17 protein-coding genes and 1 pseudogene are annotated in these 21,685 nt (G+C 50.4%); 6 read left to right on the top strand and 12 right to left on the bottom strand.

Features of this window, described 5'->3' with window-relative positions:
- Positions 1-53: 53 nt before the first annotated feature.
- Positions 54-1,148 carry a PQQ-dependent sugar dehydrogenase gene (locus D0Y50_RS03045; protein WP_170145439.1) on the bottom strand — a complete coding sequence of 365 codons (1,095 nt, stop codon included), beginning with the start codon at positions 1,146-1,148 and terminating at the stop codon, positions 54-56.
- A 143-nt stretch (positions 1,149-1,291) separates the two neighbouring features.
- Here D0Y50_RS03045 and D0Y50_RS03040 point away from each other — a divergent pair, with 143 nt between their 5' ends.
- The 6 genes and pseudogenes from D0Y50_RS03040 to D0Y50_RS03020 all read left to right on the top strand — a co-directional run bounded on the left by D0Y50_RS03040 (position 1,292) and on the right by D0Y50_RS03020 (position 7,457).
- On the top strand, positions 1,292-1,744 hold the full coding sequence (locus D0Y50_RS03040; RefSeq protein ID WP_117315440.1) for a hypothetical protein: 453 nt from the start codon (positions 1,292-1,294) through the stop codon (positions 1,742-1,744).
- Between the two features lie 172 nt (positions 1,745-1,916).
- A pseudogene (locus D0Y50_RS19690) lies at positions 1,917-2,501 on the top strand (FIST N-terminal domain-containing protein); the annotation flags it as partial.
- Between the two features lie 123 nt (positions 2,502-2,624).
- The gene (locus D0Y50_RS19685; protein ID WP_232366498.1) at positions 2,625-3,062 is read left to right on the top strand and encodes an FIST C-terminal domain-containing protein; all 438 of its coding nucleotides are present in this window, start codon (positions 2,625-2,627) and stop codon (positions 3,060-3,062) included.
- Positions 3,062-3,844 carry a PAS domain-containing protein gene (locus D0Y50_RS03030; protein ID WP_117315438.1) on the top strand — a complete coding sequence of 261 codons (783 nt, stop codon included), beginning with the start codon at positions 3,062-3,064 and terminating at the stop codon, positions 3,842-3,844. Before D0Y50_RS19685 ends, D0Y50_RS03030 begins: the two co-directional genes overlap by 1 nt.
- A complete protein-coding gene (locus D0Y50_RS03025; RefSeq protein WP_117315436.1) occupies positions 3,795-6,365 on the top strand; it encodes a PAS domain-containing hybrid sensor histidine kinase/response regulator in 2,571 nt (856 codons plus the stop codon). The genes D0Y50_RS03030 and D0Y50_RS03025 overlap by 50 nt, the downstream gene beginning before the upstream one ends.
- 6 nt (positions 6,366-6,371) lie before the next feature.
- A complete protein-coding gene (locus D0Y50_RS03020) occupies positions 6,372-7,457 on the top strand; it encodes a response regulator (protein ID WP_108565455.1) in 1,086 nt (361 codons plus the stop codon).
- Positions 7,458-7,540: 83 nt separating this feature from the next.
- On the opposite strand, the gene D0Y50_RS03015 is transcribed toward D0Y50_RS03020, so the two are convergent.
- From D0Y50_RS03015 to phoR, 11 genes are all read right to left on the bottom strand, one after another.
- Positions 7,541-8,857 carry a tetratricopeptide repeat protein gene (locus tag D0Y50_RS03015; protein WP_117315434.1) on the bottom strand — a complete coding sequence of 439 codons (1,317 nt, stop codon included), beginning with the start codon at positions 8,855-8,857 and terminating at the stop codon, positions 7,541-7,543.
- A 6-nt stretch (positions 8,858-8,863) separates the two neighbouring features.
- Complete coding sequence (locus D0Y50_RS03010; RefSeq protein WP_108565457.1) at positions 8,864-9,472, bottom strand: energy transducer TonB; 609 nt, start codon at positions 9,470-9,472, stop codon at positions 8,864-8,866.
- Positions 9,473-9,475: 3 nt separating this feature from the next.
- Positions 9,476-9,883 (bottom strand): ExbD/TolR family protein, encoded by a 408-nt coding sequence (locus tag D0Y50_RS03005; protein WP_108565458.1) that lies wholly within the window; start codon positions 9,881-9,883, stop codon positions 9,476-9,478.
- Between the two features lie 23 nt (positions 9,884-9,906).
- The gene (locus D0Y50_RS03000; protein ID WP_108565459.1) at positions 9,907-10,434 is read right to left on the bottom strand and encodes a MotA/TolQ/ExbB proton channel family protein; all 528 of its coding nucleotides are present in this window, start codon (positions 10,432-10,434) and stop codon (positions 9,907-9,909) included.
- 2 nt (positions 10,435-10,436) lie between these two features.
- Entirely contained in the window at positions 10,437-11,801 is a 1,365-nt protein-coding gene (locus tag D0Y50_RS02995; protein ID WP_108565460.1) for a MotA/TolQ/ExbB proton channel family protein, read from the bottom strand.
- Positions 11,802-11,814: 13 nt separating this feature from the next.
- Positions 11,815-12,573 carry a DUF3450 domain-containing protein gene (locus D0Y50_RS02990; protein WP_108565461.1) on the bottom strand — a complete coding sequence of 253 codons (759 nt, stop codon included), beginning with the start codon at positions 12,571-12,573 and terminating at the stop codon, positions 11,815-11,817.
- A gap of 173 nt (positions 12,574-12,746) precedes the next feature.
- On the bottom strand, positions 12,747-15,506 hold the full coding sequence (locus tag D0Y50_RS02985; RefSeq protein WP_117315431.1) for a TonB-dependent receptor domain-containing protein: 2,760 nt from the start codon (positions 15,504-15,506) through the stop codon (positions 12,747-12,749).
- Positions 15,507-15,604: 98 nt separating this feature from the next.
- Positions 15,605-18,397, bottom strand: coding sequence for a hypothetical protein (locus tag D0Y50_RS02980; protein WP_117315429.1), 2,793 nt, complete (start codon positions 18,395-18,397; stop codon positions 15,605-15,607).
- A 192-nt stretch (positions 18,398-18,589) separates the two neighbouring features.
- On the bottom strand, positions 18,590-19,390 hold the full coding sequence (locus D0Y50_RS02975) for a prolyl hydroxylase family protein (protein ID WP_218023554.1): 801 nt from the start codon (positions 19,388-19,390) through the stop codon (positions 18,590-18,592).
- Positions 19,390-20,352 (bottom strand): PstS family phosphate ABC transporter substrate-binding protein, encoded by a 963-nt coding sequence (locus D0Y50_RS02970; protein WP_117315427.1) that lies wholly within the window; start codon positions 20,350-20,352, stop codon positions 19,390-19,392. Before D0Y50_RS02970 ends, D0Y50_RS02975 begins: the two co-directional genes overlap by 1 nt.
- A complete protein-coding gene (gene phoR, locus D0Y50_RS02965; protein ID WP_117315425.1) occupies positions 20,352-21,650 on the bottom strand; it encodes a phosphate regulon sensor histidine kinase PhoR in 1,299 nt (432 codons plus the stop codon). The genes D0Y50_RS02970 and phoR overlap by 1 nt, the downstream gene beginning before the upstream one ends.
- Between the last annotated feature and the right edge of the window lie 35 nt (positions 21,651-21,685).

Below are 21,685 nucleotides of genomic sequence, written 5' to 3'. Positions count from 1 at the left end.
CCAGTATTCAGCCAGCCTATACCGACCCCATTATGATTAATATAGGCTATGCATTATTCAGCGGGCGTCACTTTTATAATGCCGGCTTTACTGCCGTCGGTCAGTACATAAATTGCGCCATCCTGACCTACTGCGACATCTCGCAAGCGTTGGTCTATAGTAGCAAATATTCGCTCGCTGCGTACGGGCGTCCCCGATATATTTACGCTTAGCAGTGATTGGGCCTTCAGGGTAGTTACCAACAGGTGACCGGTGAGCTCGCTGAACAACGTGTGCTGATACAAAGCCATACCCGACGGTGCCACCGAGGGCGTCCAGTCATAAGCGGGTTGTTGCATGCCGGCGTACTGTTCAAACGGCGTAATCCGGGCCCCCGAATAATCTTTGCCGTTGGTGATCACCGGCCAGCCGTAGTTTTCACCGGCCGCAATCACATTAATCTCATCGCCGCCAGCCGGGCCGTGCTCATGTTCGATGATTTGCTGGGTCGCCGGGTTGATCAATAACCCCTGCGGATTACGATGGCCCAGAGAGTAAACATAAGGTGCCTCAGCAAATGGGTGATCCTGGGCCGGGCTACCGTCTTCTCGAAAGCGCAATATTTTACCCAAATGGCTGCTGATTACCTGCGCCTGTTCCCGATAATCGAAGCCGTCGCCACTGCTGACCAGCCAGGTACCATCACTCATTACAGCCAGCCGCCCGGCAAAATGTACCGGGGTGGCACGATCCGGTTGTAACGTCAGAATAGGCGTTATATCGGTTAATGCATCGTCTTCATATGTGGCGCTGACTACCACCAGCCGATTCGCTTCATCGGTGCCTTGTGCGTAGGTAAGCAAGACTTTACCAGACAACGCAAAGTCTTGTGCCAAAGCAAAATCCAACAGCCCGCCCTGCCCCTTAAAATACAAGCCAGGTAGCGGCACCTTGGTCCGGGTCATGCTGCCATCCGGTTTAATCAGCACCAGGTTACCCCTGCGCTCGGTTACCACCCAGCTTTGGTCAGGTAGCTGAACCAAGGTCCAGGGCCCATGCAGAGGTTGCGGGTTTATGTTGGTTAGCTGATAGTCAGAAGTATCGGCCCACGTTGCAGCACTTAACATGCAACTAAGTCCTGCCATCCACGAAAAAATAGCACGCGTCATACCGGTTCCTGTTATGCGATATACCGTTGTTATTGTTAGCCTATCACGAAATAACATAAACGTAGCAGCAAAGGATTCAGCCGTAGATAAAACACTTAGGTCACGCTAGACTGAAGCCGCCTAAATTTGTTGTGGACCGCTTAATGTCACTATTTCATCAAACAAAGACATTTGTTATTGCCCTTATTCCGGCCTGGTTGCTTACCTATGTGCTGGCATGCCTGTTTCATACCCAACGGGTGGTGCATGGCTTGGTAGAGGTCGGGGTTACTGTGCCCTTCACTGATCGGCTGCATATCAGCGCCTATGATATTTGGGGTTTATTACCGGCCTACGGCTCCGCCATAGCCGGCGCATTAATTATAAGTTTACTGGTGGTTGCGGTGTTGTTTCGCTGGACTGGCCGCTCGTATTTGTTGGCCATGCTAGGCGCTGGCGTGGCTATGCTGGTTATGCTCACGGCCATGCAACCCATAATGGGCGTAACCTTAATTGCCGGGGCCCGGGAAACTATCGGAGTCGTATTGCAGTGTGCTGCCGGGTGCGCGGGTGGTGCACTATTTACCTATCTGTACGGACGTAAATCTGGCACATAACCGGCGGTATTGTCCCGCCCGAAGAGACCGCGGGGCCGCGTCTCTACCAAAGTATAAATCACTACCTTTGTTGGCCTGAAAACTGGCGAGAAACACGATCCTGATACACTATTAAAACAGTGTCACTTTGGTATTACGCAGGTAACTGCCTGCGTACCGTGTAAGGAATCGCATGGACGTTAAACAGTGTGTTTTGACTTCTTTGGACGATATATCCGCTCTTCGTACAATGCTATCCGGCTACACCCCTGATTTGCTGTTGGTGTTTGCCGACACCCCTTTTATGGCCGATGCCGACTTTGTCGCTACCTTACAACAGGCAGGCGGCACATTGCTTGGCTGCACCACAGCAGGCGAAATCGCCAGGCATGAAGTGCATAATTATCATGCGGTGGTGACTGCGATTCGCTTTGCCCAAGCGCATGTGCAACTGGCCACAACCGAGGTGGCCGGCATGGCTGACTCGTTTCGCGCCGGCCAGCAATTGGGTAGCGAGCTTACACCTGCTGGCCTACAGGCGGTATTTGTACTTGGCCCAGGGCTTAACATAAACGGTTCCGCGTTAATCAGTGGTTGAAAAGCAGGGTTACCTGAGCACGTCGGTATCAGTGGCGGGTTGGCAGCCGACTATAGCGATTTTAAATATACCTGGGTGTTATCGGATAACGGAGTGAGCCATACCGGTGTGGCTGCGCTTGGCCTGTATGGTGCCGGCCTATCGGTAACCACCGGCGCCTATGGCGGCTGGAAATCGTTTGGCCCATTTCGTAAGGTCACGCGGGCCGCCGACAACATACTATATGAATTAGATAACCAACCTGCACTGGATGTTTATAAACGGTATTTAGGAGAGTACGCCGACCAGCTGCCGGCGTCAGGCTTGTTGTTTCCAATGGAAATGGTGGATGCCAGTCGAACCTCATCGGGTTTAGTTCGCACTATATTAGAAGTTGATGAGAAGAACGGCAGCCTGACTATGGCCGGCGATATTCTGAGTGAAGGATACCTGCGTCTGATGCATGCTTCCACCGATGACCTGGTAGAGGGTGCCGAACAGGCCGCTTATCTGGTGCGCAATAATACGGTTCTACCCATGCCGGCTTCGGCTCTGCTGATACTGGTAAGCTGCGTTGGGCGCAAACTTATTATGGGCGATAGCAGCGACGAAGAAGTGGAAGCTGTCAATGCGGTTATCGGCCATACTGCGCCGGTTTGCGGCTTTTATTCCTATGGAGAAATCAGCCCCCATCAGGATTGTCGCGGGGCGCGGCTGCATAACCAAACCATGACCGTCACCCTTATTGCAGAGCAGTCCTGATGCACCGGCTGTTGCAACGTCAGTTGAAAAAAACCTTCGGGCTAGTCGATGAAGCCGCCACCCGGGCTTTTGTTGCGCGACTGGAAAGTGGCGATACCACCCAGTTAAATAATGACTACCCGGAATGGGGAGCGTGTTTAGCCGCGCTAATCACACGCGTAAGCCAAAGTTATGAATACCATGAGCGCGATCTGACCCTGCGCGATCGTAGCTTAGTGCTGAGTTCGCAAGAACTTACCCAGGTTAATGACGATATCCGCCATGAAATGGTTAAGCAGCAACAGGTAGTGGAAGAACTTAAATCAGCCGCTAATACGTTGCTAAGTGAGCTCGGCCAGCCGCAGCTAAGCGATGGCTATGCAAGTATCAGCGAGCTTACCGAGTTAATGATCAACCTCGCCCGCGCCCGTAATCAGGCCCAACTGGAATTGGAACAGCAAAAAGCCGCCCTGGATCTACACGCCATTGTCAGTATCACCGATACCCATGGCCGTATCCTTTATGCCAACGATAATTTTTGTACCCTGAATGGCTATAGCCAACAAGAACTGTTAGGCCATACGCATGAGCTGGTCCATGCCAATTTTCATCGTACCGATATCTATCGGCAGATGCGCAGCGCCGTAAAGGCCAGAAAACCCTGGCATGGTGAAATTAACCATTACAGTAAAAACGGCGAGAAGCATGCCTTGTACGGCACGTTAGTACCTATTGTAGATAAACAACCAGGTAGTGCGCTGTATCGCTATTCACACCGATATAACCCGGCAAAAACAGCTTGAACAGTCATTGGCCCGTAGCAGCCGTTTTTATCACAGTATTACCGACGCCATTGGCGAAGGGGTGTACGCTGTAGATAGCAACAACCGGCTAAACTTTTTAAACCCGGAAGCTGAACGAACCCTGGGGATAAATCTGGCCACGGCTTCGCACAGCAATTTTTACGCCCTGACCAAAGAAGGTCAGCACGCCTGTGGAGACTTTAGCGAGTTAATCGCATGCATTAATGCGGGCGAGCCCTATCGCTCGGATGAACACTGCTTTGTAGATGCTAACCAGCAGCGTTTTCCGGTGGCAATTACCGCCGTACCATTACGCAATGCTGAAGGCCAGATTACCGGCCATGTGGGCGTATTTAGTAATATCGCTCATCGCAAAAAAACCGAACAGCAGTTGCAACAGGCTTATCACAAAGCCGCCATGGCCAATACCGCGAAAAGCGAGTTTCTGGCCAACATGAGTCATGAAATTCGCACCCCCATGAATGCTATTTTAGGCCTGACCCACCTGGCACTGAATACCAGCTTAACCACCCAACAGCAAAATTATATTGAAAAGGCCAACTCGAGCGCCAATGCATTGCTGCGTATCATCAATGACATTCTGGACTTTTCAAAGGTTGAAGCCGGTAAAATTGAGCTGGAATTACAACCATTTTCGCTCAAAAATGTGCTGCATAAAGTGGCGCAGCTATTTCAGCTTAAAGCACTGGAAAAAGGCCTGGAATTCCTGATTGATGCACCGCTGGCCACCAGCCAGTATGTTATAGGGGATGAAACCAGGTTATCCCAGGTACTGATAAACCTGGTGGGTAATGCCATTAAATTCACTGCCCAAGGCTACGTTAAGTTGGCCGTAAGCCAACAGGCAGAGGGCGATAAGCAGCGCTTCAATTTTACAATAACCGATTCCGGTATTGGCATGAATAGCCAGCAACAACAGCGTATTTTTGATGCCTTTAATCAAGCCGATGCGTCTATTTCGCGACGGTTTGGCGGAACAGGTTTAGGCATGACCATTACCCGCGGTTTGATTGATCTTATGGAAGGTACCATTAGCTTGCGCAGCGAGCCCGACGAGGGCACCACTTTTACGGTATCCTTGCTATTGGATGCACCGGCTTTCCCGTTTGATTTGCAGATAACGCCCCACCGCCAACCGGCTACCGTGTATTGCAATCAAACCCTCCCGCGCACCACTGAGGTGTTGATTACCAGTATGCAATATGCTGGCTGGGATGTTGTAAAAACCTGCGATGCCAGTCAGGTAGATGCCACCCATGGTCCGCTGTTCCTGGTAGCCCATGATTGTTGCGATAGCATCATGGGTTTATTACGCGAGTGGCAAAACGACCCGGAGCTAAGCCAGTTACCGATGGTCCTGGTTAGCCTGCACGACAGCGATGATGTGACCCAGAAATTGCATCAACATCATGTATACCAGGTCATTACCCTCGCACCACCATTTTTTGCCGACGACATCGCGCAACTGTTTAAACGCCCCGCAGCGGCGGGACCCACTGACACCGATACGGTGGGCGGATTGGAAGACTTTGATACCGTATGCCGGCGGTTACGTTGCCGCCGGGTCTTACTGGTAGAAGACGACCCCATCAGCCAGGAGATTGTCAGCCATCAGCTTGCCGAAGCCCAGATAGAGGTGGATATAGCGCAAACCGCCGCGCAATGTTTGCGGCTGTGTTCTAAACAGCCATATGATTGTGTGATTATGGATAGCCAGTTACCCGACATGACCGGTTGGCAAACCGCAGAACGGCTGGTATACGAACAACAGTTTACCACCCCGATTGTGGGGCTCAGTGCTGATAGCGTCAATACCAGCGTCGACCGGGCCATTGAAGCGGGCATGTGTTTCCATCTGGCTAAACCTGCTTCCAAGGAAGACCTGTTACGCAGTATCGACATGCACCTGGTTTACCCGGTAAATGAGTGCCAGTCATTCGGGGTCTTCGCCGATTACCCGGCGCCGAGCCTGGAGCATCGCCTGTATACTTTTTTAAGCCGTTACCGGGCGCGGCTGCACCAGGTTTATGCGGCGCTGGAGAACGTCGATATACCATGGTCAGGCAGTGACGACGCTTTTTTCCTCACCATGCAGCGCGATGCGCAGCAAATTGGCGCCAACACCCTCACCACGGCTCTGGCTACACTACTCGCTGATGCCCGGCGGGCCGCCCCTTTGCATCAACAAACAGTAGCCGTGGCCAACGCGTTTGATCGTACTATGAAAAAAGTAACCGCCACCTTGCATGCCATGAAAGCTGATACGGCGCATATTCCTGCTCAGCAAAGCGCCAGTGTACAGCAATCATTGGCGCATATAGTCAGCTTATTGGCTGACTTTGATGCCCGTGGCGCCGATGAGCTCAATAGTTTCTACCAAGCCCATACTACGATGGCCCAACGCTGGGTTATTCGCCAGGCAAAAAGCAAAGTATCAAACTATGATTATGAGGCAGCCGTTAAGTTGCTTCAGCCATTGTTATTTAAAGAGAGCCCGTAAAGTACTATGACCGATACTGCTGTTACTTTCACTATTCTGGTGGTAGACGACGAGCCGGCAAATATCGATATCTTGAAAGATATTTTGCTTCCCTATTATAAGGTAAAGGTGGCCCCCAGCGGCCCGCTGGCGCTTAAAATAATAGAGCGCAACGCGCCGGATTTAGTGCTGCTGGATGTCATGATGCCGCATATGGATGGGTTAGAGGTGTGCGCCAAGCTTAAATCGCAGGTGGCCTGGACTGATATCCCGGTTATTTTTGTCACCGCCCTGGGCATGGGCGAAGATGAAGCTCGCGGGTTTGCAGCCGGCGCAGTAGATTATATCGCCAAACCCATTGTACCGGCCCTGGTACTGGCCCGGGTGAAAACACACCTGGCGTTGGCCCACCAGCGCAAGACCATAGAACAACAGGTTCAACAGCGCACCCGTGAACTACGTGAAAGTCAGCTAAGCGCTATCAGTATGCTGGCGACTGCCGGCCACTACAATGATACCGATACCGGCGTCCATATATGGCGGATGGCGGCCTATGCCAGAGCGCTTGCCATGGCGGCTGGTTGGACGGTTGCGCAGGCCGATCTATTAGGCCAGGCTGCCACTATGCACGATACCGGAAAAATCGGTATTCCTGATGCTATTTTAAAAGCGCCTCGGCGTTTAACCGATGCTGAAATGGCGATTATGCGTACCCATGCTCGTATTGGCCGTGACATTCTGGTGCAATCTGATTCACCGTTGTTCCAGCTCGCCGCAGAAGTCGCCTGGTGCCACCATGAAAAATGGGATGGAACAGGCTACCCGCGCCAGCTCAGTGGCCAGGATATACCGGAATCGGCACGTATTGTGGCGCTGGCCGATGTCTTTGACGCACTCACTATGGCGCGGCCGTATAAAGATGCCTGGCCGGTAGACAAAGCCATAGCGTTTTTGCGTGAACAGGCCGGTCGGCATTTTGACCCGACCCTGGTATCTTTGTTTTGTGAACACGAAGCACATATGCTGGAAATAAAACAGCGTTGGTATCAACAGGAACAAGATGCCAGCACGTCATTGCGGCATAACTGGTTTGATACTATTTTGCTTGAATAATAAAAAACGCCGCAAAAAAGCGGCGTTTTTGGGGGCCATTGTCTACACCCAGATCAGGCCATTGTGCTTACAGCCAACTACCGCTATGAAGACATTTCAGCATCGAGTCGTTCCTGACTGATCTTTTCCGATTCGACAAATTTCGACCATTGCTGCGCCATGCCCCGGCTCTTAGGATGCTTTTCAGCTTCCGCCAGCTGATTTAGCGCTTTGGCGTACTGTTTTTGGTTATACAGTGCCATGCCTTTAATCAAATGTGCTAAACCAGGATTTCGTAACTGGCCTTTTGCCATTGCCTTATCCGCGGCAGCAATTGCCTGGTCCCATTTATTTGCATTGAGGTAAATCTGCGCTAATTGAGCATCCAGCTCGCCGTCTTCAGACAAAGCCGCCGCCTCGGTTAGTGCCGGAATGGCTTTTTCGTTTTCTTTGGCTAATTGCCAGCTTTGGCCCAGAAAACGCCAGTTACGTAAGTTTTTTTCCAATGTCCCGTCGTTTAACGCCTGTTCCATCAACAGGGCACCTTTATAAGGCGCCCGGTGATAGTAATACAGCTGCGCCAGGTTAAAAATATCCGCGGCATTGTCGATATAGCCCTGCTGATACGCAGACTCCATAATCGCCAACTGCTTGCGCTCTTCGCCCAGCTCTCCATACATACCCGCTAACTGTATCCAGTACTTAGGCTCATTAAACAGTTTAACCAGCTTAACCAGGACGTTTTTTACTTTCTGTGGGTTTTTCAGCTCGTAATACACCGCGCGCTGTAATATTAACCAGCCTTCATCCGGTATCATGCCCTGGGCTTCATGGGCCGCTACCGCATTATCAATAAATTCAGCCGCTTTTTGATACTGTTTATCCTGATAATAAGCTTGCGCCTTGATCACCAGATTCTTTGGTGGAATATCACCTTCGTTTAAGGCTTCCCAACGTTCCAGATAGGTAATGGTTTGCTCATAATTACCTTGCATCAGGTGCAGCTGGGCCAGCGAAAACAGCGTCGACATCTCAAATTTACGCGGTATAGGTTGCTGCTCTACTACCTGACCAAACGCGTCAAGCGCTTCTTCATACTGTTCATCGTTGTAATAAATAAAACCATAAAAGTTGTACATCATGGCGCGTTCATAGCTGTTCATCGAATCTTTTTTGTCTTCAACTTCAGCCAGAATACTCACCGCTTCGGCAATCTTGCCTTCATCAGCGGCTGTTTGCGCGCGGGACAGTTGCTCATAGACTTTTGAACGCAGCGTGGGCACTTTGCGGGTTGGCTTATCACTGGCCTTAGTTTGCGCCACGGCATCGTGAGCAATCAGCCCAGTGGGTACTGCTACCACCGTGGATACTGCCATCACAGTTAGTGCGGCTAACAGGTGTTTAGATAATTTTATTGGCATATCGAATTACCCGTCAATCTGGAAACTAATACGGTTTTGCACACCGGATACCGAGGTGGCTTCACCGTTCACAACGCGCGGCTTGTATTTGAACTTCATTGCGGCATCTATCGCGGCTTGCTCAAATATGCCCTCAGGATTGGCTTCAACCACAATCGGATCGCGTACTGTACCTTGCTTGGTAACGGTAAACTCTACAATGACAAAACCTTCAATACCCCGTTGCAAGGCGCGACGCGGATACACCGGAGAAACCTTCACAATGGGCAGGTATTCGCCATCACCTGATTCAAGCGCCAGGCCGCCATCTAAGGCCACATCACCTCCCACATCCGCACTAAAGTCCATGGAAGTACCTTCCGCATCAGGCGACGGTGAATCCATTTGCTGCGGCTGCATTTGCGGCGGTTGCTCCTGCGGCTTAGGCGGCTTGCGCGGCTTGCGATCTTTTTGTTCTACCGTCTCTTCCTGCTTGACCCGAACAAAGTCGAGTACACTTCCTTGCGGCGGCTCCGTCAGGGCACTGCCGCCCATCTTGATCAATGACTGCATCAAGAAGAACAGGCCCAGCGTAATCGCCAAGGAAACGAAAAATGCGATAATAAATCGTGGCATGACTTATTGCTCTTGTGCTGCGATCGACACGTCGTACACACCCGCCGCGCGGGATGCATCCATCACCTTGATTAATGTTTCTGTGGTGGCTTTTTTATCGGCCTGAATAACCACAGTCCCTTGTGGATTCTCCGCATGCAGGCGTTCAATATTGGCCTGTACTGCGCGTTCATCCACCCGACGTTTGTTTATCCAGATCTCACCTGTATCAGAAATCGCGATCAGCACATTTGCCCGATCCTTTTTGACCGCCGTGGCGGCTTCTGGCCGGTTTACATCAATCCCGGCTTCTTTTACAAACGACGCCGTTACGATGAAGAAAATAAGCATGATGAAAACAACGTCCAGCATGGGCGTCATATCGATTTGGGCTTCTTCTTCGTCTACCAGGTTTTGAAAATGCTGCTTCATAATTTGTACCTTAACTTAACGCCCTAACTGGCATTACGCTCAATGAGTATTGCATCCTCGAGATGCGTGCGTTCAGATTTCGCTTTACGGTTAAGCCAGGTCGAGGCAAAAACCCCAGACAAAGCGCCAACCATACCTGCCATAGTAGGAATAGTAGCTTTAGAGACACCCGATGCCATTGAGCGGGCGTTTCCTGAGCCTGAGATAGCCATAACGTCGAAAACCTCGATCATACCGGTTACCGTTCCTAGCAATCCCAGCAGCGGACACAAGGCAACCAGGGCCTGGATAATCGGAATGCTGCCGTTAAGCTGGATTGAAAGCGATGAAATCATTTTTTGTCTTACCTGCTCGGCGTGCCAGGATGAACGGTCAGCGCGCGCTTGCCATTCGTTCACTGCCTGTTTCTTTTTGTCCTTGTGCCAAACCAGGATGTACATCGCACGTTCGAGGATCAAAAGCCACATAACGAATATCAGCAGGCCGATGACCAGGAGAACCTGGCCACCTGTTTCTGTGAAATCGCGAATTGCTTCGAGAAACTCAAACATGATTAGCTCCGCTCAGCGCGCTCGGCGATTACACCAGAAGCCTGTTCCTGCAATATATACACAATGTTTTTGCTACGGGTATTTAGCATTGCATAAAGCAGGGTCATTGGGATGGCAACAACCAAGCCCAGTACAGTAGTGACCAGCGCGGTAGAAATACCACCTGCCATCAATTTCGGATCGCCCGTACCAAACAGGGTAATCGCCTGGAAGGTATTGATCATGCCGGTAACAGTACCAAGCAGACCCATTAGCGGCGCGACTACCGAGATAATTTTAATAATCGTCAGGTTGCGGCCCAGCTTAGGCACTTCACCCAAAATGGCTTCAGTAAGATGTAACTCCAATGCTTCGGTATCAGCATGTGGGTAGTTTTCACGTACTTTAAGTACCCGGCCCAATGGGTTGTTTGTTTTGATTTCTTTCGATTTCAGCTGTTTCTTCACTTTAGAGTGGATGATAGTCAGTGAAATTAAGCGTTCCAGTGCCAGTAGCAAGCCAATTGCACCGACAATCAGGATGATATAGCCCACTTCACCGCCTTGCTCTACACGCTCTTTAAGCGTCGGCGCCTGAACCAGCAGACCTAAAATAGAGCCACCGGTAGGATCGATACCAAACTCAACCAGTTCACCGCTTGATGCCTGCAAAGAGGCAGCAGAGTCGCCGTAACGGTCTGCTGGCTGGCGAATAAGTTCGGCTACCGTGCCGGTAACGCCGTTATAGTCCAGATACTTGCCATCAGCCACCAGCGCAAATGGGCCTACTCTGACCACTTCTTTACTGGCTTTTTCTCCACCGGCTTCAACTACCGAGGTTTCAAATTTGGTGACTTTGCCTGACTCGGTCATTTCACGCTGAATTTCAAACCATACGCGCTCAATTTCATCAATAGACGCGAGTTTGGAGCTTTTGCCCATTTCCTGCGCCATGTTATCTAAAAACTTTGCCCGCCCAGGGATTTGGGCAGAGATAACCGAGTTCTGAAATTTACTTTTGGTGTCGCCAGCCACTTGCTGTAATACCCCAAACAGCTCTTTGAGAGAGCCCATCCGGTTATCCAGCGCACCATTAAGATCTGCCAACTTGAATTCGTTTTCTTCAAATTGGGTTTCCAGTTTTTCTGACTGCGCCAACATGTTGTCACGGCGCTGACGGGTTTGCTCCAGCACTTGATCTTGCTGAGCCCGCTGCTGCATGAAGTCCTGCTCGCGCTGTTTATTTTGTTCTGACTGCGCAAACTGGCCTTCTTCAAGCTGCTTTAGCAGAGCATCCAGGTCCAGAGCACGGTCGTTTTGCGCCATAGCGCCAAAACTGATACTGACGGCGGCCAGACCAATCGCAATTTTTTTCATTTGTTTAAACATGGTCATTAACCTCTTAGTCCGTGATAGCCACTGGCATCATTAACAAGTCAGGCGCAAGTTGTTTCTTGGCCATTCTTAAGCCTTTGGTAATTTGCGTACGGTAGCTGCTGTCCAGCTCTTCCCACTGACGAGTTTGCTTATTCCATACACCCTGACGGCTGGCATCGCGGGTTTGGTAAATTAATGCTGTACGGCCCAGGCGTAAAAACTCGACATCGCGCTCCTGCCCTTCAATTTCATGAATGCCGTTGTACGCTTCTAAGGTACGGCCATATTCCATTTCGACCTGATAGGCTTCCATCACCCGGCGGAATTTTTCCGATGCCGCAACGTCCGCGCGATCCATCATGTCTTTTAAATCGGTAATTCGGTTCGCGCGCTCTTCAGCCAAAAAAGGCACATCCAACGCCACAAACTGTTCCAGGCCGTCAATCATGCGAATCATCAACGGGGTAATCTGACGCTCAATCACTGACACTTCATCAATTGAGCTATTCAGGTTGTCCATTTCCTGTTTTTGGTTGTCTATCTGTTTACGCAGCTGGGCGTTGTAAACTTCCAGACCCTCGATTTCTTTATTCAGTGTTTTGAACTGCTGAAGTTTGCTATCGATTTGATCAGTAATGTTGTTGATTTTTTCCTGAGATTTAGCCGCCGACTCGTTAATTTTGGCCGCTTCATCAACTACGGGTTTTAAGACTTCATCGTCTTGCGCCATGGCAGACGAGGCCATCATGGCACTTGCCAGTAGCAAGGAGTTGAAAAGCTTCATACATTCAAACCTTTTTGTTTAAAAGAAATCGGTTCTCACCGACCATTAAAATCTGGGCGTAGGATAGGAGTTTTCTGTGACAGTTTTATTACATAACTGTCATATACTGATGAGATTACGTCTATCGTCTACACATACAAAAAGAGCCGCAGAATGCGGCTCTCAGGGATGTTCTAAAATGTGTAGCTGTAACTCAGTCCGAACTCCACGCCACGTTCTTCACGTAGCAAATCAAGCCCTTCCTGGGTAATTTGTTTTTCCTGATTTAGCAGGTTTTGTACGCTAAATTTAATTTGCGAATTAAAGTCAGGGTAATAGGAGTAATTGAAGTCGATAGAGTGAAAGGTTTCCTCTTCGGCGTCTTCGTTACCACGCGTACCCGGCACGATAATACGTGGACCAAAGGCGTTATATACCATGGTGGCTGAGTGTTCACCGTTGGGTGAGTCATAACCTAACTGCAGGTTAAGTACCCACTCAGAGTGGCCAACCAGGCGCCGTGTATTGTTGGTAACAATGTTGGAGGCGCTGGTAGCGTTAAGGGCATCTAGTAATTGTTCTTCAAATAATGTCGTAACATCATCATCAGCAGCCCCGATAACAACTTCAGAGTCAGACATGGTCATATTGCCGGTCAGGAAAAAGTCCGACAGACGTTCATCCACAATCCCCAAGTCCTGCAAGAACTCAATTTCCACCCCATACAGCTCACCCGACTCACCATTAGCTGTCAGCAGGTTAGGCGCGGCGCCCCCTACGGTTCCCAGTTCAACCAACTCAATGGGATTGTCGATATCTTTATAGAACAGCGCAGCTGACAGGTTATTCCCTGCCTCGCGGTACCATTCCCAGCGAAAATCGACGTTGCGTAGTTTAGAGCTTTTCAGCAAAGGCGACCCCCGTACCAGGAACTCGGTAAGCGGGTCAATAAAGAAAGTCGTGCTGATATCGCGCATATCCGGCCGTATGGCAGACTCACTGACGTTGAAACGAAACTGCATTTCTTCGTCCATGATGTAAGTAACAGCCAGTGAGGGGAAGAAGTCATCTTCTTGGAAAGCGAGTTGGGCAATCTCTTCCAAATCTACAGAAAAACTATTTGCGTGGGCTTCGAAAGGCACTGAGATCTGGCGGAAGTCTTCGTAACGAACACCGCCGGAGAAACGCCAGGTATTATCAAAAAACGCATCCGCCATCAGGTAGTAAGCATCAACCTTGGTACCGGCCGCATATTCATCGCCATCCGCCATACCAGACTGCAAAATACCGGCGCCTGTCGAGCTATTATAGAAGGCATCATTTTGCAGGTTATCCGCGGCAAAGATGTCATCAATCTGGTCGCCAAACAGGAAGTCATCTGCGATAGCCCGGTGCGGAACCTGAATTGAAATATTCTCGGCTTTACGGGCCTTTTCAAAAAAGTCTGCGCCAGCTTTGATTTCCAGATCAATGCCCTCAAGCATAACCGGATAGCCTAGGTTCCAGCCCCATGTGTCAGAGGCATCTCGCAGATTTTGATACTGGCGGATAACATTGGTCGCCGAGACATCTTGTAACTGCTGAGAGACCAATTCACCATCGCTGTAATTCATCTGGTAGGTGGCCGACAAACTTCCCGGCGCGGAACGATTGGCCCGGCTGGTGCCGGCGTACCAATCAAAATACAAAAAGTTGAGTTCCGGAAAGTTATGTGTGCCTTTAATTTGGTTCGACGTCATGCGACGTTCTTCAAATAACATATCCACCCGCGATAACTCACGCGTACCGAATATGGTTTCATTCACGTCTACGAAGTCACGCACCCGAACACGGTCATTCATGTCATGCAAAATGACATTTGTGAGCTCAAGTTTATGGTTACTATTGTATTCATAACCGACGTTAAACATGCCGCTCCAGCTCACGCCCTGCTCTGTTTCAACACCATCGTATGACTGACCAAAACATTTACCATTGGCCTTTTTGTTGTCCGGTAAATCAGAACAGCCTACCGTTCCCAGATTGGTTCCGGTGCTTTCCCGGCCTACCGACCACTCATTTTCGTATGAAACCGTTGATAGAAAACCGATTTCACCATAATCAGTAATAAAGCGATTGCCTAACGTAGCCCCAATATTAAAGTCCGGGTCTACATCTTTCGGATCGGGGCCGATATCCCAGAACATCGAACCTAGCATATCCTGCCGCTGTTCCAGGGTAAGCGGGTATGCACCTGAACCTTCAATACCATCATCAACCTGAGCTTGATCAAGGTTGTTCTGAATCAGCGAAGATAGAGCACGGGTGCCATCATCGCGTCCTGACCAATCATCTGAGCCGCCGCTGTAAAAGTAACCTTGATCCGAATTATTCGAATTCCATCCCAGTCCGCCTGATACCTTAAAGATAAATTCTGAAGGAATGGATTTAGTCCGAATATCGACATTACCGCCCCCAAAGTGAGCGGGCATATCTGGCGAAAATGACTTTTGGACATTCAGGCTTTCAATGATATCGGCAGGAAACAAATCCAACGGTACCACTGAGCGGGTAGGATCCGGGCTGGGTACGCCCATGCCATTTAGCTGGGTACTTGAATAACGTTCGCCCAGGCCACGGACATAAATAAACTTACCATCAACCAATGTCAGGCCAGTTACCCGACGTAATGCAGAAGCGGCATCACCATCACCGGTACGGGAGATTTGTTCTGCCCCCATGATATCAGCAACAAACGCTTGATTTTGGCGTTCCTGCATAACGGCTGCAGCCGTCCCTTTTAAACGGGTGCCGGTTGCTACAACCTCTTCGATCACTTCCTGATCATCCGCTTGAGCCTGTTCCTGCTCCTGCGCGACCGCCACCTGGCCGACAAATGTCCCCGCCAGAAGTGCCGCAGACACTGCGGTACAAAGCTTCGATTTGGATGGTGTCGAACGGTTTGTGAAATTCATTATTGTAAAACTCCGTAAAGACGCTAACTGGTCATTCTTCTTCTAACAGCTTAGGCGCCAGAAGGCGCCTAAGTATTATCCCGTGTTATCAGTTGAGCTTATTCAAGCCCAACCGTAACCCAGCCTTCAGTCCAGTTATTCGAGTCGTCCATAGCACCTTTAAAGCTCACCGCTTCGAAGAAGTCGTTGTCACCCGACAGGTCTGCACCACCTTCTAGTAACGGCGAACCTTCCGCAGGCTGATAGCCATTATCAGCCAGTCCTAATGCATCAGCGGCTAATACCGCGTTAGAATCCTGGGCGGTAAACCATGTCTGCGTAAAGTCAGGGGTGGCTTCATCATCAGCAAAGTTATTTGCCTCGGCGCAGGCTACGACAGAGTTGGTCATGATCAGGTCGCCCGCATCTGCCAATGCCTGAGACTCGCTGCTATTAACACGCAAACAGTTGGCATAAGTGTCTGGTCCGGTAATAACAAAGTTAGCCATAGTACCGGCTGTGCCAGCACGCAGGCGGACACCATTGGCCTGGTCTGCGCCAATTACCGTAACATTCGCCACGGTAGGGTTGGTTAGCGGTGTGGCGGCAGCATCAAACTCACTGTTATCAGCTTCAAAAGCGTTGTCAGCGTCGGCAGCATCTTGTTTGATCAAAACGTATTGCGCGTTACCCGTCCAACCAAATGACCAGTCAAACGAGTCATCACCATTCGCCGTTAATACCACGTGTTTCACGCTCACCGTGCCGCCAAAGAACTCGATACCATCGTCAAGGTTCTGATGAACCTGGATGTAATCCACTTTAGTACCTGAGCCCACACCCGCAAAGCTGATGCCATTCAATTCATCACCGTTACCCAGCGTACGTCCAGCCTGTTTAACAATAACGTAGTTAAGAATCCCGGAATTATCTTCTGGCATGTTGCCACCGAACTGACCAGCATCCCCTTCGGCAGAGACGCCACAGCTGGCTAACTCAGATTCGGTGGTTTCACCCACCTGATCGCCACACGAGTTAGCTGGCGCACGACCAAGTAATACCAGGCCGCCCCATTGTCCAATGCCGGTTTCCTGTCCGGTAACATCTTGAATAGAAGTCATGGTGATAGGTAACGAACGGCTGCCCAGCGCGTGTATCTGAGAGCCACGACGTACTACCAGGAAGTCTTCACCGGCCTGGCCGATAATCGTGGTGCCTTTTTGAATATATAATGTTGCAGAATTTTCGTTGTCCCCACCTACCGCGGTGCGGCCACTCAATACCCAGTGCGCATCATTGGTCAGGGTAACGTCAGCATTAAATTCAACGTCGGCCTCAAGCAAATAAACCGGCTTATCGGTAAGCTCCGGGAAATCGGCTGAAACATCAGTAGCAAAACCTTGCTCCTGCGCGTTTTCGATATCAGTAGGAAAACCATCACCTACTCCTACAGTCCAGCCATCCATCCAGTTGGTTGAACCGTCAAACGCACCTACGTACTGAGCTGCTTCAAAACCGTCATACAAGGCAGAAGCATCGCCGCCACTGCTTAGCAAAACTGAACCAGAAGCGGGTGTATAGCCATCTTCACTCAAGCCTAAATCAGCAGGGGTCAAGGTCTGGTTGCCGGTTTGTCCTTCAAACCAGGTTTGCGTAGTGCCATCGCCGATTACCTGGTCATTGAAGTTAGCCGCAGAATCAGTACACGCAACAATCGAGTTAGTGATAGTTAACGTACCGTCGACAGCATTTGCCGCAGACTCATCACCGTTTACCCGTAAACAGTTGGCATAGCTTTGGGGGCCAGTGATGACCATGTTCATGATGTTACCCGCAGTACCGGCACGCAGGCGGGCACCGTTGACTCCTTCAGCACCCACAATTGTTACGTTGGAGATTTTAGGTTGCGTTAATGGGGTCGCCAGGGCGTCAAATTCACTGTTATCCGCTTCAATAGCGTTATCGCCATTCGCACTGTTTTGTTCAATGTAGACGTACTGAGCAGAGCCAGTCCAGCCAAAAGACCAGTCCAGTGAATCATCACCGATTTCAGTTAGCACCACATGGCTTACATCAACCGTACCACCGAAAAACTCTATACCGTCGTCCAGGTTTTGGTGAACCTGAATATGGTCTACCGTGGTGCCAGAGCCCACGCCTGCAAAGCTGATTCCGTTTAGCTCATCACCGTTACCTAAAGTACGGCCAGCGTGTTTAACTACCACATACTGTAAGGTACCTGAACTATCTTCCGGCGTATTACCACCAAACTGTCCGGCATCACCTTCTGCCGATACACCGCAGCTATTCAGTTCATCTTCGGTGGTTTCCCCTACCTGGTCGCCGCACGAGTTAGCCGGTGCGCGGCCCAGAAGCACTAAACCGCCCCACTGACCGATGTCCGTTTCTTCACCTGTTACATCTTGCACCGATGTCATGGTGATAGGCGCTTCGGCAGTACCTACTGCTTCGATTTGTGAACCCCGACGAACTACCAGGAAATCTTCACCGGCCTGACCAAACAGGGTTGTGCCTGCTTCAATATAAAGTACGGCTGAGTTTTCATTGTCACCGCCCACGGCAGTACGGCCGCTAAGCACCCAGTGCGCACTGGCTGACAAGGTGACATCTTCGTTGAACTCAACATCGTCTGCTAAACGGTAAACGGGCTTATCGGTGATTGCCGGGAAGTCTGCTGAAACATCCGTAGCCAGGCCTTGATCAAAGGCACTGGAAGGGCCTGAAGGCGTTGGCGTTGGCGTAGGGGTCGGTGTTGGGGTGGGCGTAGGATTGGATACCGAGTCACCTTCGTTAGTAACGTCACCTTCATTAATATTAATATCACCACCACAACCGGCAAGAATCAGAGCCGTTGCAATCGCTGACGCTTTAAATACGTGCTTGATAGCCATTCGTTTCTCCGTACAGAATTTTGTAATTGTAAAAAAGACAGAGGAAGACTACCGAAGGATGATGACACTTTTGTTACATAGTTTAGGTGTCACAAAAGTTTTATATTTAAAAATGAACTTTGTGCTAAGGGAAATTATTTTATTTATTTTTTATGTACTTAGCGGAACCATATTGAGGTTTGACCAGTTTTATTAAGACGTTCGAAACCATTTTGTAATAACGTACTTTTGCCCTTTTGTGACACGATGGGCCCGATGCAGGGTAGCGGGATTCACCTGCCCATCCGGTTGCAAATTATTCCACATAACCGCCCTCCCGCGTTGCGGTACAAAAGACTGATGCAGTCGTTCAAACTCTGTCGCGCCGCCTGCTTCCACCGTATTTAGGTAAATCATACACGTCCAGGTACGCTGGCCCAGGACTCGGGCGAAGCGCTGATATTCCTGCGTGCCTGGCTCGAAATAATCGGTGTGGGATTTGAATTGCTGCCCGACGGCATAGTGCTGGGCCTGAATCGGTTCGCCGGCACCAAACCGGGGGCCAAACAACGCTGCTATCGTATTGTCAATTTGCTGAGCGACCGCGCTATCCACTTTCGTCAAATCGCAAGTGCTGGAGGTTCTGAAGGATTGGCCACTGCCTGGCGCAGCGGTTGAAATATCGGAAGGCCGCAAATGTTGGCGAATAAGCGTGCACAACTGCTGACACTGCTGCGCGTCAAGCACGTTATCCAGTGTAAACAAGCTCGCCGTGGCGCTGCTGTGATCATGCACCTTCGGCGAGCCTGACTCTACAAAAGCAGGCTTAGTTAGCCGCTGGAAAAACGCCGCATCCTGCGGATAGCTAAAATCAGCGGGTAAATTCTTACCTAAGTAAGGTTGCACCGCCGCATGGGTAAACCCCTGCTCCATCAACGTACGGTGGATAGCCGCAGCACTTACCCCTTTTAGCAGGTTGTCTAAAATCCACTGCTTCCAGGACCGGCCAAGCATTACAACGTATTCCCGCCATCCAGTAAGCGACGCTGGCGTAACAGCACATCTTCGCGTACCGGGAAATAGCCATCGCGCTGAACCTGTTGCTGGCCTTGGCGCGACAATATGTAGCGAAGAAATTCGCGCTCTAAGGTAGGTAACGGCTGATTCGGCGCTTTATTTATTACCAGGTATAGGTAGCGGGCATATGGATAGGTTTCATCGCGTACAGTTTTCATGGTCAAAGGTATCAGCGCGCTGCGGTCGGCGCCAATAGCCAACGCTTTTACGCCGGCCGTTTTGTAACCATAGGCGGCATAGCCCATGCCATTGCGGCTTGAAGCTACCGATAACACCACAGAAGCCGAACCGGGCTGCTCATTTACCGTTGGTTTGAAATCCCCATCGCACAGCGCCATTACCTTAAACAAGCCGTAGGTGCCTGAAACCGAGTTCCGGCCAAACAAGCGCACCGGCGCATGAGCAAGGGGCGCGCTGACACCCAGCTGACTCCACTGGGTTATTGATGCGTTCGAGCCACAAAACCGGGTTTGCGAAAATAATGCGTCCACATCGCTTAACGTAAGCCCGGTTAAGGGATTGCGCCGCTCTACAAATATTGCAATGGCATCCATGGCCACCCGCAATACCGTAGGCGGATAACCGTATTCGCGCACAAATTCGCGCACCTCGCTGGGTTTAAGTTCGCGGCTCATCGGGCCAAGCGTGGCGGTACCTTCTGTCAGCGCAGGAGGCGCAGTAGAAGACCCCGATGCCTGAATCTGAAACTTAACCTGCGGGTATAATGCTTTGAATTCCTGAGACCAGAAGGTCATCAGATTAGCCAGCGTATCCGAGCCGACTGACGTAATCTTACCCGCTACTCCTGGCTGGCGCTCGTAATCCGGCACCGGGGGGGTGGCTGCTATCAGTGGCAGTGACACGCATCCTAACAAGCACAGTACGACACATTTAAACATCAGATATCCGCTATTAATTCCGGGTCCAGTACAAATGAGAACTCGCTACCTTCGCCTAATGTACTGGCGATATCCAATTGGGAGTTATGGTGACTAAGCACATGCTTTACAATTGATAAACCCAATCCTGAACCGCCGGTTTTACGCGAGCGGGCTTTGTCTACCCGATAAAAGCGTTCAGTAAGCCGAGACAAATGATTCTGCGAAATTCCCTCGCCGTTGTCCACTACGGCAAACCGCGCGCCCTCATCCTGAGTATCCCAGTACACATCAATAGCCCCCCCTGCAGGGGTGTAATGTACGGCATTAAATACCAGGTTTGAGCAGGCACTGCGTAATTCTGTTTCTACGCCATATACCTTCAGCTGCTTGTTAATATGGAACCGGATGGTGTGCTGTTTCTCTTTGTTCAGGGCCTGTGCTTCACGGCCAAGTTGCGCCAGCATTGCCGGAATATCAACCACGTGTTCATAAATGCGTTCGGAGCTGGCCTCAATACGCGATAGCACCAGCAAATCTTCAATCAGGTTCTGCATCCGCTGGGTTTGCGCACTCATTTCCCGAAAGGCTTTCCCCATAAACGGGTTTTGCGCTTCATCTACCGGTAGTATCTCCAGATAACCATTGATCACCGTTAGCGGTGTCCGTAATTCATGGGAAACATTTGCCACAAAGTCCTTACGCATCGCTTCAAGCTGGGAGACACGGGTAATGTCTCGGGCAATCAATAGCAAATGCTCCTCGCCATAGGGCATGATCCGGTATTCAAAGGTTTTATTAGGATTAGTTGGTGAGGGGACATCAATGGGATGGTCGAAGTTTCCCGCATGAAAGTATTCGATAAATTGCGGGTGGCGTATCAGGTTATCCAGCCGGCGGCCGGCATCGGTTGGCCACTTCAGGCCCAGATCTAAGCGGGCCAGGCGATTACACCAAATGATACATGCTTTGGCATCAACCACCACAGCGGCATCAGGAAGTGCTTCTGAGCCTTCACGAAAGCGCTTAACCAACTCACCCAGCTCTTTGCGCTTATTCCGGTTGCGGCGTTGCAGGTAATAAATACCTTCATAAATGTGCTCCCAAACACCGGTGACGGTGGGAGGCGACATTTTCCGGCTATGCCATAACCAACGATTCAACTTAAACAGTTGCCAGTAATTAACCGCCAGCAACCCTACTGTGCCCAGCGTTATCGCCAGCAGCATATCATCCAGATACCACCCGATAACTGCAAATACCAATAGGTAAAGCGTCAGGTTGGTCAGACTTCTCAACCATGAAAAGGGATAGTACATAGTCGCGTTGCAAGCTCCTGTGAGCGGCAATTAGA

This window comes from Salinimonas sediminis, assembly GCF_003429285.1.
GTDB classification, from domain to species: domain Bacteria; phylum Pseudomonadota; class Gammaproteobacteria; order Enterobacterales; family Alteromonadaceae; genus Alteromonas; species Alteromonas indica.
The sequence above is the reverse complement of the archived record's forward strand: the minus strand, read 5'-3'. Positions and strand labels throughout refer to the sequence as shown.